At 61.0% G+C, this 16938-nt stretch carries 13 protein-coding genes and 1 pseudogene; all 14 read left to right on the top strand.

Annotated elements, in window-relative coordinates; translation table 11 throughout:
* The first annotated feature begins 9 nt into the window (after window positions 1–9).
* The gene (repA, locus tag K5Q35_RS18090) at window positions 10–1203 is read left to right on the top strand and encodes a plasmid partitioning protein RepA (protein WP_132998387.1); all 1194 of its coding nucleotides are present in this window, start codon (window positions 10–12) and stop codon (window positions 1201–1203) included.
* Window positions 1187–2119 (top strand): plasmid partitioning protein RepB, encoded by a 933-nt coding sequence (repB, locus tag K5Q35_RS18085; protein WP_188479601.1) that lies wholly within the window; start codon window positions 1187–1189, stop codon window positions 2117–2119. The genes repA and repB overlap by 17 nt, the downstream gene beginning before the upstream one ends.
* 214 nt (window positions 2120–2333) lie before the next feature.
* Window positions 2334–3545 carry a plasmid replication protein RepC gene (gene repC / locus K5Q35_RS18080; RefSeq protein WP_220800826.1) on the top strand — a complete coding sequence of 404 codons (1212 nt, stop codon included), beginning with the start codon at window positions 2334–2336 and terminating at the stop codon, window positions 3543–3545.
* A 1061-nt stretch (window positions 3546–4606) separates the two neighbouring features.
* Window positions 4607–5092 (top strand): hypothetical protein, encoded by a 486-nt coding sequence (locus tag K5Q35_RS18075; protein WP_220800825.1) that lies wholly within the window; start codon window positions 4607–4609, stop codon window positions 5090–5092.
* A gap of 39 nt (window positions 5093–5131) precedes the next feature.
* A complete protein-coding gene (locus tag K5Q35_RS18070) occupies window positions 5132–6073 on the top strand; it encodes an ArdC family protein (RefSeq protein WP_220800824.1) in 942 nt (313 codons plus the stop codon).
* A gap of 23 nt (window positions 6074–6096) precedes the next feature.
* Window positions 6097–6303: pseudogene (locus K5Q35_RS22860) on the top strand (DUF6330 family protein); the annotation flags it as partial.
* 90 nt (window positions 6304–6393) lie between these two features.
* Complete coding sequence (locus tag K5Q35_RS22855; protein WP_220800903.1) at window positions 6394–6783, top strand: DUF3768 domain-containing protein; 390 nt, start codon at window positions 6394–6396, stop codon at window positions 6781–6783.
* A 150-nt stretch (window positions 6784–6933) separates the two neighbouring features.
* Entirely contained in the window at window positions 6934–7980 is a 1047-nt protein-coding gene (locus tag K5Q35_RS18055; protein WP_220800823.1) for an IS110 family transposase, read from the top strand.
* Window positions 7981–8554: 574 nt separating this feature from the next.
* Window positions 8555–10537, top strand: a complete 1983-nt coding sequence (locus K5Q35_RS18050) for a ParB/RepB/Spo0J family partition protein (protein ID WP_220800822.1) — start codon at window positions 8555–8557, stop codon at window positions 10535–10537.
* A 76-nt stretch (window positions 10538–10613) separates the two neighbouring features.
* Window positions 10614–11207, top strand: coding sequence for a regulator (locus tag K5Q35_RS18045; RefSeq protein ID WP_220800902.1), 594 nt, complete (start codon window positions 10614–10616; stop codon window positions 11205–11207).
* Window positions 11207–11863: a DUF6927 domain-containing protein gene (locus tag K5Q35_RS18040; protein WP_220800821.1), complete on the top strand. Its 657-nt coding sequence runs from the start codon at window positions 11207–11209 to the stop codon at window positions 11861–11863. Before K5Q35_RS18045 ends, K5Q35_RS18040 begins: the two co-directional genes overlap by 1 nt.
* 104 nt (window positions 11864–11967) lie before the next feature.
* Window positions 11968–12267, top strand: coding sequence for a type II toxin-antitoxin system RelB/DinJ family antitoxin (locus tag K5Q35_RS18035; protein WP_008327444.1), 300 nt, complete (start codon window positions 11968–11970; stop codon window positions 12265–12267).
* Window positions 12254–12529, top strand: coding sequence for a type II toxin-antitoxin system mRNA interferase toxin, RelE/StbE family (locus tag K5Q35_RS18030; protein WP_040884151.1), 276 nt, complete (start codon window positions 12254–12256; stop codon window positions 12527–12529). The genes K5Q35_RS18035 and K5Q35_RS18030 overlap by 14 nt, the downstream gene beginning before the upstream one ends.
* A 107-nt stretch (window positions 12530–12636) precedes the next feature.
* Window positions 12637–16899, top strand: coding sequence for a strawberry notch-like NTP hydrolase domain-containing protein (locus K5Q35_RS18025; RefSeq protein ID WP_220800820.1), 4263 nt, complete (start codon window positions 12637–12639; stop codon window positions 16897–16899).
* The last annotated feature ends 39 nt before the right edge of the window (window positions 16900–16938 follow it).

Raw genomic sequence — 16938 nt, 5'->3', positions numbered from 1 at the left:
GAGGCATACATGAGCGAAGCTGAGCAGGACCTAGACATTGCCATCGGGCAGTACGCAGAGCTTCTCGCGTCGAACCTTCATGCGCAACGTGCCGCCCACTTTCCCCCAGACGCCAAAAAGGTCATGCGCACCTTGACCAGCGGTGAAGCCGCAGAGTTGCTTGGCGTTGATCATACCTACCTTCGCAAGCTTCATCGAGAAGGAAAGATCGCTGACGTCGAAACCACCGCTGGCAGCCACAGGCGATATACCCTCGATGATATCTGGGAGATTCGCCATGCCCTTGAGAAAAACGCGAAGAAGCCTGGAACCTACGTTCCGGGTCGCCGTGCCGGTGACGAGCTTCAAATCGTCTCTGTTGTGAACTTCAAGGGCGGAAGCGGAAAAACGACAACATCGGCTCACCTTGCACAGCGCTTGGCTCTCAAGGGATATCGTGTCCTTGCGATCGATCTGGATCCGCAGGCATCTCTCTCTGCGCTGCATGGTATCCAGCCCGAGCTGGACCTGATGGAGGGTGGCACACTGTATGACGCGGTTCGCTACGATGAACCGGTCCCGATCTCAGATGTGATCCGCAAGACCTACATCCGCGGTCTTGATCTTATTCCGGGCAACCTCGAACTCATGGAATTCGAGCACGAAACACCCGCCGCCATCCAGCGCGGTGGCGCCCGCGCCTTCTTCGCCCGTGTACGTGACGCGCTCGACAGTGTCGAAGCGGACTATGATGTCGTTGTCATCGACTGCCCGCCGCAACTTGGCTTCCTTACCATGTCCGCCCTCTCCGCATCCTCTGGGGTGCTTGTAACCGTTCACCCGCAGATGCTCGATCTGATGTCCATGTCGCAGTTCCTGCGCATGACCGCCGATCTGCTTGGCGTCATCCGAGATGCCGGCGCAAACCTCCGCTTCGACTGGCTGCGTTTTTTGCCAACCCGATACAAGGTGGGCGACGCCCCACAGACCGAGGTGATTGCCTTCATCCGGGGTCTGTTCGGCAGGTCAGTCCTGACCAACCACATGGTCGAGTCGACGGCTATCTCTGATGCAGGGCTGACGAAGCAGACGCTCTACGAGGCTGACAAGAAGGACTTCACGCGCCAGACTTTTGATCGCGCGATCGAGTCCATGAACGCCGTAAACGACGAGATCGCTGCGATCATCCAGAACACGTGGGGACGCAATGGCAAGAAAGCCTAAATTGGGTCTGCCCCTGCAGACACTTCGCAATGCTCCCGACGCTCTTGAGGGGCGCCGGCTACGCGGTGGTGTGTTTGAAATTGATCCTGGCCATATCGAGACAGCTGGACGGCTAGACGACCGTCTGCAAATTGAGATCGAGGGTCTCAAGGCGTCGATCTCTAAAAATGGCCAGCGAGTTCCGATTCTTGTCCGTCCGCTTGAAGATGACCGATACAGCCTGATCTATGGCCGTCGTCGGCTGGAAGCTTGCAGAGAACTTGGCATCAAGGTCCGCGCCATCGTCACCGAGATGGAGGGTGATCAGGCCCTTCGCGATCAGCTTTTGGAGAACCAGGAGCGGCGTGATCTAAGCTTCATTGAACGTGCGCTCGTGGCCTCCGCCTTGCTCGAAGGTGATCATCTGAGCCCTTCTGAACGGACCAACAAAGGTGTCGCCGAGGTTCTCAATCTGACCGAGGCCGGGGTGTCTCAGTTGTTGAGCGTGGTCCGTACCGTTGGAGAAGAACTGGTACTGGCCATCGGTGCCGCGCCAGGTATCGGGCGGCCACGATGGGAAGAGCTGAAGAAGCTGATCGGAACTTCAGAGGCTGATCGCGAACTGCTCGCTGCCTTGGCCAGTGAGGCAAAGAGCGCATTCCCTGGCGGCATTGATGAGAAGTCCGATCAGGCATTTTTGGCGGCCCTTTCCGCAGCCGGAAAGCCCGATAACTCCGAATCCGCACCTCGCCCGCGTGGGCGACCCGCCACGGTCATTCCGGGCGTTGGGGCGGCGACAGTTACGACTGGACGTCGTGGCAAACAACTCAAACTCGAGCTGAAGGCCGAGGACAGCGATTTTGTCAGCTGGTTGGAAGGCAATGCCCCACAGCTGCTTACCGAGCTTCACGAGCGCTGGAAGCGTTCGGAAGACTGAGGAAGAGCAACAAACAAAAAGGAGGCACGATACAGGCAAAAAAGAAAAAGGCCCCGAGAAGCTAACTTCACGAGACCTTTCTTAGGTTTCGCACGGGACCAGCCCGCTACAAAACTTCAGTTTTCGCACCTCTGAATGTAGCGTTCTGGCCCCTATCCCGCAAGCGCAAAGCGATTCGCGGGCCCAGTAAAATTTTGCCTTCGTGAATGACATCATGGAGTACACACCGATTTCACCGTTTATGCGGTCGATCTCGCACGCTCATCTGCGTGTGGTCGAGCGGCCCGAGGCGTCTGTTCCGGGCAAGCCCGTCAACAAGTGGGAGCTCCTCCGCGAGCTGTCCAAGGCCCAGGCCGCCTTTGGGATTTCCGAGCGCGATCTGACCGTTCTTCAGGGGCTTCTCAGCTTCTTTCCAGACGACAAGCTTGGCGGGAACGCTGAAATGGTCGTCTTCCCGTCCAACAAGGCCATTTGCGAGCGGCTGAACGGTATGCCCTGCTCGACGATGCGGCGCCACCTCGCGCGTTTGGTAGAAGCTGGCTTGCTTGTGCGGCGCGACAGCCCCAACGGCAAACGTTACGTCCGCAAGCATGGCGAAGAACGCGTGGCCTTCGGCTTCGATCTCTCCCCGCTTTACTGCCGGGCAGAAGAGGTCGCGCGAGCCGCAGAGGCCGTGCGTGAGGCTGAGGAGCGTGTCAGGCGTCTGAGAGAGGTTGTGAGCCTCATGCGGCGCGATCTCGCAGCCTTGGCGGAGTTTGGTGAAGAAGTTCAGCCTGGGCTTGGGCTCTGGGATCAGCTTCGCGATACGGCCGTCCTCACGGCCCGGGCCCTTCGCCGCAAGCTTCCACTCGAGGATCTCGCAGCCCGTCGCGCGAACCTAGAAGCTCTTCTTGACCAGGCACGCGACGCTATTGATGGCCCTGAAACAGAAGAAATGAACACCAGTGATGCCCGTTTCGAGCGTCACCATCATAATTCAAATAAAGAATCTATAGATCTTGAACCTGCCTTAGAAAAAGGCGGGGCGGCGGCCGATGTTCCAGAGAAGGATAACGATGAGCCTTTGGCTGACGTTGAAGGGCCGGACACACAGCGGGTGCCCAGGATCCCACTTCATCTGGTGATTGCGGCCTGTCCTTCGCTCAAAACTTTCTACCAAGGGGATGTTCGGCACTGGCACCAACTTTTCGACGCTGCCTGCCATGTGCGGCCAGCAATGGGCATCAGTGCGTCCGCCTGGGAAGAAGCGCAGCGGTTCATGGGGCCCGAGCAGGCGTCGATCGTTGTCGTTGCCATGCTGGAACGCTTTGCCGACATCAGATCGCCGGGTGGATATCTCCGCGCGCTGACATCGAAGGCAGCGGCGGGCGAGTTCTCCTGCGGGCCGATGGTCATGGCGCTGATCGGCCGACGGAGCGCGGCTTAACAGCTGTTAAGTGTCCGGTGAAAGTGGGCCGCTCTGATGTGACTTAACAGCTGTTAAGTCTGGTCTGACCGCCAAGTACTTTTTAGCAGATCAAGGACTGGAGGTTTTTTGGACACCGGTGAGACAGATTGGGAAAATGGGTGTCGGCGGCTGTCGTGGAGAACATCTGATGATCAAGGCGGCTCAGAAAGCCACCCTGTTCCAATCGTGGGACAACCCCTTTGACAAGCGTGTGCAGAGCCAGCCCAACGTCTGGCGCATCAAAGTCGGAACATCGCTGGAAGGATGGTCTGGAGATATCGTAAACTGGGGTCCACTGCAGGGCTTGAGCGCGCGGAATACCGCGGCTGCGCCTTCGGTTCACCACAGCAGGTCGAGCATCGCATTAAATAAACCTCTGCAGTCCCTGCCCTACTAGGTCTTGATGCTGAGGATGAGGTGACGCTGGATCAACTCATAGCCTTCACCGCCAATCCGGATATTGGGAGCAAGTTCATTTCTGTGATGCAGTCAGGTTAGACTCATAAGGTGCCCTACATAAACCGACCGAACCACGGTACGCGGTTCCAATCTGAACCAGGGCTTAAGCTTGTTGAATACCTCGATCAATTCGCGCGAACGGCGCTGTGTCTTGTCTGAGCTCATACGCGCCGCCCGTTGCAGTGCGTCCTGACAACGCCCAACTGTCATAGCGATCCGCGGACACGTGCGCAGCGGTGTCGTGATTTTGCTTGGTTCGAACTGGCCGGCCTATGCGAAGTTCTTGATGTGCCTGAGGACGCAAGCCTCGCAAAATCCATGATATCATATAAGCCATTGATAATAATAAGAAACAAACGAATGTATTGGCTACATTCACCGATATTACTTGCCGATCCGGGGGGGCGATCCGGACTTGCTGGATAGGATCGCAGTTATTGGCGGATATGTCGGGGTTTCCGGTCTGTTTCTGCTTACTGCCCGCAGAAAGTGAAAGTGTCCTTCGGGTTTTGTGACTGACGGATGAGGGCCCTTGGGGTCCCTCGGATGGGTCCGGGCCGGGTTCCAGTCTGCCGTTTCTGATGAAGGGCATTCCCATGCAAACAGGTGTCTTGCGCGTGTTGCGCGCAACCGCTGCCTCCTGGTGGCGGCTTAGAGAACTGCGCCGAACCGGCGAGACGGAGCTGGCCCGGCGGCTCGAGCGGAAAGCCGTTCTCCGCGATCTCGGCTATCTCAGGCAGGCTGCGACTCTGCCAAACGCGCACGTGATCTGCGGGGAGGGTGGGACGTTCCTCCATCTCGGCTGGACTACCGTGTCGACCTTTGCGCCGATCGAGCGCTTTCCCTTGGCCGCACTTGCGGTCGCACGAGGAACCCCGTTCATCGATATCCGACACGACACGGATGTCATCGCCTTCGCGAACCTGCCGCGCGTGACGCGTGACGGATCGGTCGACCCTGGCCATTCGGGTGCCGGCAAGTCTGTCTCGCTGAGCACCTACATCGACATGGTCGAAAAGCTCGGTGCGAGGATTCTCAATGATCCGCGACCCCGTCGGTCAATCTGATCCCCAAACTTCTCACCCACACACGAAAGGAGGCCAGACATGGCCCGATCCCGCACGCCCAAATTTGATGCCTCCGAGGTCATCACGAACGAAATCATCCGCATCATCGAGCGCGGCGTCCTGCCGTGGCGCAAGCCCTGGACCGCAGGTGGCAGCTCTCGTCCCCTGCGCGTGGGCGGAGAACCCTACCAGGGAGTGAACAACTTCCTGCTGACAATGCGGACCGTGATGGCGGGCCACAGCTCACCTTTCTGGATGACGCTGCCGCAGGCCAATGCGTTGGATGCCAAGGTCCGCAAGGGCGAAAAGTCCTCTGTCGTCGTTTATTACGGTCAAAGCCGGAAAGACGCGGGCGGCGATGAGCATGACCGCAGCGACGGGGATGATCGCTCCGAGGAAGCCCGTTTATTCCGCTTCCAGAAATCCTACCGCGTGTTCAATGCCTGCCAGATCGAGGGTCTGCCCGAGAGCTTCTTCCCCGACCCGGAGCCAGCGCCCGAGCATCCGCCCTCCGAGCCGATCCTGCACATGCAGGCGTTTTTCGATGCCATCGACATCATGACCGTCTTCACGGGCACGGAGGCGTACTATTTGCCGCCCGTGGACAAGGTTTACATGCCATCCATCACGCGGTTCCAGGACCCGCGCAATTTCTACGGGGTCTGGGCCCATGAGCTGGCCCATGCCACGAAGGCCCCCCATCGACTGAACCGTGATTTCGGGTTCTCGAAGTTTGGCAACACGTCCTATGCGCGCGAGGAGATCGTCGCGGAATTGACCTCGGTGTTCCTGGGTCAGACGCTCGGCTTCACGGCGCATACGCTCGAGATGAATGCCGCCTACCTGCACAACTGGTTGCGGGTCCTTCGGTCGGACAAGGGCGCGATCTTCCGGCACGCCGCAGATGCGCAGCGCGCCTGTGATTATCTGATCGCCAGATCGGAGGTGGGCAGGGCAGGTCGCAGTGCCGAGGCCGCCTGACCGCACGGAGAACGGAGACACCCATGTCACGTAAGGAACCCAAGACGCTGCGGGTGGCCTGCTTCGAAGACGGCCGCCGCAAGATCATCACCTTCAAGCGCGGTGCCTATTGGTGGAGCGCTGCCGAGGGCGCTTATCCGCTCTCGGCAGCGCTCGAGAGCATCAAGGAACAGGGTGGCTGGATCGAAACCATCCCCAACCCGAACCACAGAGCCAGAGGGCTTTTCGGGCAAAGCGCCTTAGACCTCAATTCATCCGCCAAGCGGAAAAGGAAAAGCGGGCTTTGGGAAGGGTGTTTCAACTTCTCAAAGGAGATCCCCATGTCCATGATCGTTCAACCCCAGCCAGACCGGCCGGATCCGAGTGTGATCGCGGCGCAGAACGACGCGTTTCGCAAGCTCGCATGCCTCGGAGTGCCGCCCGCGCAGCCCATCCAGGGCCGGATGCATGTCACCCGCGCGCTCATGGAGGCCGGTGATGGCTTCATGGCCGAGGTGGTGAAGGCCACCGGTGAGTTTGCCACATTCGAGCCTGAGAATGACCCGGAAGGCTGGCACGATTTTGGCGCGGTCGAGATCCGGGGCGAGACCGCGTTCTGGAAAATAGATCTCTATGAGGCAGATTCGGACTTCCGCTACGGGGCTGAGACCCCGGACAATCCTGCCTCCACCATGCGCGTGCTGACCATCATGCTGGCGCGCGACTGGTAGATACCGTAATGGGGCGGGCCCCGATCTCCAACGTTTCGCTTGTTGTGACCGCAGAGGTGAGGTGTCTTTGCCCTGGGCACACGGATTTTGCTTACGAGGTATTACTACGAAGCGCGCCCAAATCTGAGAACAGTTTGAAGGGACAATGAAATGGAGTTATTTATTGGTTTGGACGTCTCGCTAGCAAGTACGGCGGTCTGCGTTCTGAATTCACACGGGCAAGAAGTGAAAGAGGCGACGGTCACGAGCGAGCCTGAGGCGCTGGTCGAGTTCATGCGCGGCCTTTCGGGCAAAGTGGCTGCTGTAGGCTTGGAAGCTGGCCCACTTTCGCAATGGCTACATAGACATCTGACAGAGGCGGGTTTTGAGACCGTGCTGATGGAGACGCGCCAAGTCAAAGGTGCCCTGAAAGCCATGCCGATCAAGACCGATCGCCGTGATGCAGCCGGTATTGCGAGGCTTCTCCAGATGGGGTGGTTTCGACCGGTTCATTGTAAGTCTGTATCCGCGCAGGAAATGCGAGCAGTATTGACGGCGCGCAAATCGATCCAACAGGCCTGCGTCAATCTCGAGCTGTCTATACGCGGGATCCTGCGTAATTTTGGTCTGAAGATTGGCAAGGTTTCCAGAGGGAACTTTGAATTTCGTGTTGGCGAATTGGTCGAGGACAATCCCATGTTGAAGGCGGCCGCAGACCCGATACTCAGGGTGCGCGCGGTGTTGCGAAGCGAGCTGGCGGCACTCGATAAGCTGACCCGCGACCGTGCTAAGGCCGATTCTATCTGCCAATTAATGATGACTATGCCAGGCGTCGGAGCGGTAGTAGCGCTCACGGTCAAAGCAGCCATCGACGATCCAAAGCGGTTTCGTTCATCCAAGGACGTGGGACCGTGGGTTGGTTTGACGCCGCGGCGTGCGCAGTCGGGCGAGCGCGACATTATTGGACAAATCACTCGGGCAGGGGATACCAGCCTTCGCACAGCACTCGTTCAGGCCGCAACGATCATGTTAAATCGTGGACGACCCAATTGGCTGACTGCGTGGGCACTTCGCGTGGCGCAGCGTCGGGGCAAAAAGCGTGCGACGGTCGGGTTGGCGCGTCGCATTGGTGTAGTTCTTCACAGGATGTGGCGGGACAGTACTGAGTTCCGTTTCACTCGCAAACCGAACATGCCCCCTGGTGTCGCATCAGCGTAAATATCCAATTGGTTTTGAAGCCTAAAGATAGGAGTTAGCCGCGCTTGACAGTCCGGCTTGCCGAGGTCCCTCGCAGGGACGCTGTTCCCGATGATGCCGACCCCTGCCCAGTACCGAAACTATGTTTCGAGTACGTCTGGTAGATGGGCACGCGGGAATTGCAATTGAACCAGTATAGTGTGGCGGCCTTTGTGCCGACTACGGACAGAAGCATTATCCCTGCGACGGAACCAATTTTGGCAAGCCACGAAACCAAGCTGCAGCTGATTTTTGGTCAAAACGATTCAGTCCTGAGGGCTAGTGATCGTTGGTTTTCTTATACCGATTTTGTACTGAATTCTTCCTGCTAATCATAGAGCGCTATGGTTCGTGTTGTATTCGTTTGCTTTTAAGCGGCTTGACTCAATGCCCCATTACAGAAGGGCAGGGGACACCCCCTCCTGTAACCCTAGGCAATGAAGGCCCACTGACCCTCAAAGGGAGAGTGGGCCTTTTGTCGTGGTGATCCCTGAAGCCGGGGATTGGTCACGCGCAAGCGCGCGGGCCGCATCTCACCCACCTGGAAGGATATCCCATGACCACAAGCTTTGCCCCTCTCACCGTCGCCATCGGTGATCTGGTCCCGCATCCCGCGAATGTGCGCAGCAACTCACCTCAAACTTATGACCTCGAAAACATCGCGCATCTGAAAGCCAGCATCGCTGTGCTGGGCCTGCTTCAGCCGCTCTTGGTCCAGAAGCTTGACGGCAAATATGCCGTCCTCGCCGGTGGCCGACGCCATGCCGCGCTGAAGGAGCTGGTCGCCGACAAGGCAGCCAAGGGGTTCACCGCGAAAACCAAGGTCGACTGCCGCCTCGTGCCCGAGGATTGCGATGTCACCACGGTCTTGTCGCTCGCCGAGAACATCACGCAAGCCCCGATGAACGCCATCGACGAATTCGAGGCCTTTGCGCGGATGATGGAGGTCGACGGCCAGACGCCCGAGACGATCGCAAAAACCTTTGGCACCACGGTCGCCGCCGTGAAAGGCCGGTTGCGCTACGGTCTGATCCACCCCGACATCCGCGCCGCGGCTAGGGCCAAGACGATCACGCTCGACACGATGAAGGCCTTTGCTGAGCATCCAAGCCAGGAGGCGCAGCGCGAGGTCTTCGAGGCGCTCACGAAAGACGGCGGCTATCTTCAGGCCTATACTGTCCGTCAGGCCCTCAAATCCCGCGGGGTGCAGGTCAGCGACGATATCGGGGCTTTCGTGCGCGAAGACTACGAGGCCCGCGGCGGCGCCGTCGCAGCCGATCTGTTGGATGAGCATTCCGTGCTTGAGGATGCGGCTCTGGTCGAGACCATCCTGCTCGAGAAGCTCGGTGCCGCTGCCGAGGACGCCCGTATGAGGCTGGGCTTTGCCTGGGCCGATGCGATGGTCCGCTACGATTACGCGGCCATGGCCGACTACGGCCGCGTCTATCCCGGCCCGATCGAGCCCGACGAGACCGCCCAGAAGCGCATCGATGAGATCACCGCCGAGCTCGAGAAACTGCAGCTCGAGATGGAGGACGAGGGGCTCGAGGACGGTGCCTACAATGCCCTTTACGAGCGCGTGGACGCCTTGGAAGAGGAAGCGCGCGATCTGCAGGAGGCCTACAGCGCCGAAGACCTCGCGCGGTCCGGGGTGATCGCGTCGTGGCAGGGTGGGCAGGTCACGCTCCATGTTGGCCTCGTCCGCCCCGAGGACACCGTCAAAGAGGAGGGCGCACGCGGCTCCTCGGCTAACCCGACGGGAGAGGAGGCCCCGGACGCCGGAGAAATCACTTATCCAGCCTCGCTGGCAGAGGACCTCAAGACCGAGCGGGCCATGGCCCTCGGCGCCGCGATGGCGCTTCATCCTGAGGCCACGCTCGATCTCACGCTCTTCAAGCTGGTCAGTGATGTTCTGGCCAGTGGAATGAGTGTCACGCAGGCGATCAAGATCGATGCCCGCAAGGGATACCGCAGCCACGCCAAGATGGACGAGATCGACGAGACCTCGCTCGAGCAGGTGGCGGCGGCGCATGATGCGCTTGATCTCTCGTGGCTTGATGACACCCGGTCTCCCGCCGATCAGTTCGCGGCGTTTCGCGCGCTGAAGCCGGGCGAGAAGGCCAAGCTCGTCGCCTATGCGACGGCCAGCACGACGCAGTCCTGCTTCGCGCGGGACCGCCAGCGCGACAGCCTGATGCATGCGTTCGAGATCGAGATCATGCCTGACATCCGCGCCCACTGGACGCCGAATGCGGCGCTGTTCAATCGCTTCAACAAGGCCTGGCTCCTGAAGATTCTGGGCGAGGATCTGGGTCTCGCCCAGGAGGCAGTGACGCTGGCCTCGTCGAGCAAGAAGGAAATCGTCGCCTTCTGCGACAAGCTCTTCGCCGAACCCTTCGCCACACTCACGGACGCGCAGCGCGCTGCCGTGGCCGCCTGGTGCCCGCCCATGATGCAGACCGCCGGTGGCGCCTGTGATGAGACGGCGCCGATCACGGAAACCCCGGAACCTGACGGCGAGGTCGCGCAAGCGGCCTGAGTCCTCACGCGACCCGCGCGTGGATCATGCCACCCGCGCGGGTCGACCCTTCCAAACCGAACAGAAAGACATCCCCATGGCTATTCTCAAGTTCTCTGCGTCCGCTGTCGCGGCGCAAATCGCCCATGCGCGCGCCTGCAAAACCTTCCTGCCCAACTGGAACGGACCCGTGGACAGGCCCGCCCTGATCCTCATCGTCGGCAATGGTGTGCATCTGCGCTCAAACGGCATCGATGGCACGACCACCCGCATCGTCACCACCGAACAGGCCGATCCGTCCTTCGCCTTCGCCGAAGGCATGAACCCGTTTCGGGACACCGACTGGATGGCGCAGCGCCGCATGGCGTTTCGCGATCTGACCGGCCAGTTCTACACCGACATCCTCGACGATGTGCAGGTGCTCATCGACCGGGGGCAGGGGGCGATCCGGCTCGCCACCGATGGTCACAGTATCCGCGTCTTTGTGCGCCGGGCCTCGGACTATCTCATCGGCGGAACCTACGAAGTGCCCTCGGGCCTCGGCGGCACCTTCCGGGTCGTCCTCAAGGATGCCTGCGACACCTTCGCGATCGTGCAGAACTGCGGCAATTGCGAGGATTTCGACGCAATGCAGCCCTACCGCGTGCCGCTGGATGCGCTGATGGAGATCGATGACCGGAGGGCGGCATAATGGGATGGCTTTTCTACACCGACGGCCGCGTTAAAACCTACGTGGATGAGAGAGAGGAGATCACCCGGCTCTGCACTTTTGAGGGCGAAACGCGCAAAACCGAACTGGTCAAGGCCTGCAAGGTCGGCTCAACCTGGTATGCGGCGGCAAGGGTCACCAATCTCGACGGCACCGCTGTCGAAGACGCGACCTATGTCACCGATGCGGATGGCTCCATCACTTTCGGGGCTGTCTTCCTCACCCGATACGATGACGGCTGCTGGGGCTACAAGGACATGGAGGAAAGTGCTGGCCCGAACGTGTCTCGTGCTCCGCTTGGGCTGATCGAGCTCCTCTCCGACCTGAAAAACCCGGACAGCTACGCCCAGGACTGGCGTCAGCGCTGCCGGGATTGGGCTGCGATCCCAGACTACCAGGAAGGCGACAAGATCAGGCTCGCCACCCCTGTGACGCTCACCGATGGCAGCACCTGCCAGATCGTCACTGCGACGCACTACAGGCGGGGGCGGCAAAAACGCCGCTGCTACCGCATCGAGGAAACCGGTGGGCTCGTGCGCCTTTCGAGAGCTTCGCTTGCGGGCTCGGAGCTGCTCAGCTCCGCGAAAGTCGCGGCCAGTCCTGTGCTGGCGGAGTTCCTGGCGGGGCAGGGTGGCTGAGTTTCCCGCTGAGACAACACCACGGGACCACGCGCGCGCATACTGCCGACTTGAATTCGTATCTCAAATGAGATACATCACTCCCATCAACTGGAGGAACATCCATGCCTGCCCAAACATCCATGCTTCATGTCCGTGTTGACGATCAGCTGAAAGCACAGGCTTCGGACGCACTTGCGGGCGTCGGTCTGACGCTCTCCGACGCGGTGCGTATTCTTCTGACCCGCGTGGCCGCAGAAGGCGGCTTGCCTGCCGGATTGACTTCTGATCCGGATGCCTATGACGCCTGGTTCCGGGCGAAGGTACAGGAAGCGCTGGACGATCCTAGGCCCACAACGCCCCATGCCAAGGCGATGCAAGACGCCCAGGCGTTGATTGACGGGAAGCGCCTTGCCAAATCTTGAATGGAAAGCCACGGCCATCGCCGACTTGCTGGCAATCATTGACTACATTTCCGACGACAACCCGGATGCCGCCCAAGTTCTCAAAGATGAGATTGAACACAAGACGTCCCTTCTTCCAGAACGCCCTCAAATGTATCGTGCGGGCCGTGTCGATGGGACCCGGGAGATGGTTGTTCGGCCAAACTACATCGTGGTTTATGTTGAAGGCCCTGAGATGGTGACCATTTTGCGCGTTCTTCATGCTGCGCAGCAGTGGCCATGATCGGGGTGCAGGCCCCCCGCTAAGAAATTGCCCGCTCTACGCCTTCAAAGTGTAGAGCGGGCTTTTTGTCCTTTGGAATTCAGACCCTGATCCAAAGGAAAATCCCCATGTCCAAGCCCAAACCGGCAAACCCGGCTTTCCCAATCTCTGACACTGATCTCGCAAATGCCATCGCGCAAATCGGCGCGGAGATCGACCACCAACCCCTGCGTAGCTCAGCGCTCGCGCGCATCATGCGCGAGACGTTTCATGGCAGCGATGCCGGCGGTGCCTGGGACTGGCGCATGGCATATGACCTGATGCAGGCCGCAGCCATCCAGGTGCTGCTGCGTGGGGACGGCGCGGCAGGTGACATCGCCGCTGCAAGGCTGCTTGCCTCGCGGCTCCTGACGGAAACCCGCCGCTCCGAGCAGCAGATCCGGCTGCAGCAGTTTTCCACGCCGCTGCCATTCGCGGCGCTGGTCTTGCGGGCCGCGGCGATCCGCAAGGGCGAGACCGTTCTGGAGCCCTCGGCTGGCACCGGTGCACTGGCCGCTTTCGCCGCCCGGGCTGGTGCCACGCTTTTGCTCAACGAGATCGACCCCTTTCGCCAGCGCCTCCTGCGGGCCCTCTTCGGCGGCGAGGTGACGGGCCATGACGGCGAGCATATCGACGATCTGCTGCAGTCGCCGCTTCTACCCGACGTCGTGGTGATGAATCCGCCCTTCGCCTCCTCGGTCGATCGGTCGCGGGACAAGCACATCGCCGCCAAACATCTCATCGCGGCTGCCAAGCGCCTCGCGCCCGGTGGCCGGCTGGTGGCGATCATGCCGCCGGGGTTCACGCCCGAACGCGATGCCGCGCATTGGTCCCGCGCCTGCGGTCTCCTGACGCCGCGCTTGGCGCTGACGATGCCGGGGCAAGTCTACCGCAAGCTCGGCACCTCTGTCGAAACCAAGCTCATGGTCTTCGACAAGGTGCAGGAGGACGGCGAGATGATCTGCGCCAGTGTCCGGGATCTGGATGAAGCCTTGGCATATGTCGATGCCGTGGCCGCAACCCGGCCCGAGTTGCGCCCCGCCCAACGGGCAGAAGTGGTCCCTCATACTCGGTCGAGCGTTCCATCATCTGCCCCGCGCAAGACCGACGCTGCGCCTGTCGCCGCCTGCAAACCCCGGGCCAATGTCGCTATCCCGCTAACTTTCAAGAGCTTCGATGTCCCGCGCGACAACACGCCCATCTCGGACATCTATGCGCGCTACCGTCCGCAGCGGATCGAGATCGCGGGTACGCAGGAACATCCCACGCCGCTCGTTGAAAGCATCGCCATGGCCTCGGTTGCCCCGCCCATGCCCTCAAATACGGGTCGTGATGACTTGCGCCTGCCCGCACGGTTGGTCGAGGAGGGAGATCTCTCCGAGGCGCAGCTCGAGACCATCATCATGGCGCATGATGCCCATGGGCGTGATCAGCCCGGTCGGTTTACCATCGATGACGACCAGACCAAGCTGACGCGCGCCGATGATGACCCGGATGCACGTGCCTATCGCCTCGGCTATTTCCTCGGCGATGGCACCGGTTGCGGCAAGGGGCGCGAATGCGCGGGGCTGATCCTTGTCAACTGGCTTTCCGGGCGCAGGAAGGCGATCTGGGTGTCCAAATCCGCCACGCTCATCGAGGACGCGATCCGCGACTGGACCGATCTCGGCGGCTCGCCAGCCGACATCCAGCCGCTCTCCAAATGGAAACCGGACCAGCCCGTCCCTATGGGTGACGGCATCCTCTTCGTCACCTACGCCACGCTGCGCTCGGCGGGCAAATGCGGCACCACGCGGCTGAGCCAGATCCTCGACTGGATGGGCGACGACTTTGAGGGCGTGCTGGCTTTCGATGAGGCCCATGCCATGCAGAACGCGGCAGGGTCCGAGCAGGGCAGGGGGGTCAAACCCTCCCAGCAGGGCCTTGCTGGCCTGCGGCTGCAACTGGCAGCACCCCGCGCTCGCGTCTTCTACATCTCGGCCACGGGTGCCACGAGCGTGCACAACCTGGCCTATGCCGCGCGGCTGGAGCTCTGGGGGCAAGGCCCCGAATACCCCTTCCCGAGCCGCGAGAGTTTCGTCTCGGCGATGGAAGCAGGCGGTGTCGCCGCCATGGAGGTGGTCGCGCGTGATCTCAAGACGCTCGGCCTCTACACGGCCCGCGCCCTCAGCTTCGATGGCGTGGAATATGACGTGCTCGAACACGCGCTCACCCCGGCCCAGATCGAGATCTACGACGCCTATGCGGGAGCCTTTCGCACGATCCACCACAATCTCGAGACAGCGTTGACTGCGACCGGCGTCAATGATGCTTCGGGAGAGACCAATGCCTCGGCTGCTCGCGCCTCGGCCAAGTCCCGCTTCGAGAGCACGAAGCAGCGCTTCTTCAACCATCTCCTGATGGGCATGAAAGCCCCGACCATCATCCGCGCGATCAAGGACGATCTGGCAGCGGGCAAGGCTTGCGTCATCCAGGTGGTTTCGACAGGCGAGAGCCTGCTGAAACGCCGGCTTGAGACGATGGATTCCGACGACGAGCTCGTCGAGGGTGCCTTGACGCCGCGTGACTACGTGCTGGGCTACCTCGAACAGGCCTTCCCAATCCATGCTCAAAAGCTCGTCGAGATCGACGGCAATATGGTGGTGGAACCTTTACGGGATGAGACCGGGGCGCTCGTTGTCTCGCGCGAGGCGCTTGCCCTGCGCGATGCGGCCATGATGGAGTTGATGACGCTGGCCCCGATCCCCTCGGCGCTGGATCAGATCCTCTGGGCCTTTGGCGACGAGGCCGTGGCCGAAGTGACCGGAAGGTCGATCCGACCTCTGAAGGCGGACGATGGCCACCTCTTCATCGAGAAGCGCGCCGCCAGCAGCAATTCCTCCGAGACACAAGCCTTCATGGACGGCGAAAAGGATATCCTGATCTTTTCCGATGCGGGTGGCACGGGCCGGTCCTATCACGCGGCGCAAACGGCGAAGAACCAGAAACGGCGGCGGCACTACCTGCTGGAGCCCGGCTGGCGCGCGGATGCGGCCATCCAGGGGCTGGGCCGCACGCATCGCTCGGCTCAGGTCAGCGCGCCGTTCTTCCGGGTCTGCACCTCGGATGTGCATGGCGAAAAGCGTTTCACGTCGACTATAGCCAAACGCCTCGACCAGCTGGGGGCCTTGACCAAGGGTCAGCGCGAGACCGGCTCGCAGGGCATGTTCCGCGAGGAGGACAATCTCGAAAGCCCGATCGCACGGGCGGCGCTGCGTGGGTATTTCGCCGATCTTGCCGCCGGGCGCGCTGAGGCGATGAGCTACGAGAGCTTCACCGACTGGACAGCCCTGCGGCTGATCGACAAGGACGGGGTGCTCCTTGAGGAGCTTCCCCCGATCCAGCGGTTTCTCAACCGGGTGCTTGCCCTTCCCATCCACATGCAGAACGCACTCTTTGCCGAGTTCATGCGCCGGATTGCCGATCAGACGGAACGGGCGCGCGCGGCGGGCACGCTCGATCTCGGCGTCGAAACCCTGCACGGCGAAAAGATCGAACAGGTCTCCACAGAGGATCTCTGGACCTGCCCGAAATCCGGCGCAGTGACGCGGATCATCGGGCTCGAGGTGACGGACCCGGTCCACGTGCTGTCGGCGGCTGACGCCCTGTCGAGCAACCCCGACAAGCTGCCGATGGTCAATCGCGCCTCCGGTCGCGCGGCGCTGATCTCGGCGCGGCCCATGCAGATGTATGACGAGGACATCGTCACGCTGATGCGCAAGGCGGTGCGGCCAAACGGGTCGAGCTATATCGAAGAGGCGCGGTTCGAGTCCTCGGTCTGGGAAGACATCGGAAGGCCAGAGTTTGCAGGGCTTTGGGATACCGAGGCTGCATCGCTGCCAAAAACCACCACGACCAAGCTTTACCTGCTGACTGGGCTGCTGCTGCCGATCTGGAAGGATATTCCGACCACCAATGAGCGCATCTACCGGGTCACGCCCGATGGGGCGAAAGCCATGATCGGGCGCACGCTGAGCGAGGAAGGGGCAGCGGCCCTCCGCGCCCGCTTCCTCGTCTCCGACCCGCAAACGCCGCAGGAGATGCTGGCCGCCGCCCTCGGCACCACGGCGCCGGTCGATCTGGGCCGGGGTCTCACCCTGACCCGTCGCCGGGTCACAGGCGAGATGCGTCTCGAGCTGGGCGGTGCGGATCGGGGCATGATTGAAGGTCTCAAGGCCATGGGGTGTTTCACGGAGATCATCGCCTTTCAGCTACGGGTGTTCCTGCCGCATGGGGACAGGGTCGACACGGGAAGCATTCTGGCCCGGATCGTGGGGCAGGCACCAGATGCCCCCTCAGTGGCAGCAGAATAGGCAAGGGAGGGAAAGATCATGACACTTGATGAAATCAAG

Source organism: Roseobacter sp. OBYS 0001 (genome assembly GCF_019654895.1).
Lineage (GTDB): Bacteria > Pseudomonadota > Alphaproteobacteria > Rhodobacterales > Rhodobacteraceae > Roseobacter > Roseobacter litoralis.
Note: the sequence above shows the minus strand (reverse complement) of the source record. Positions and strands in the feature narration are given on the sequence as shown.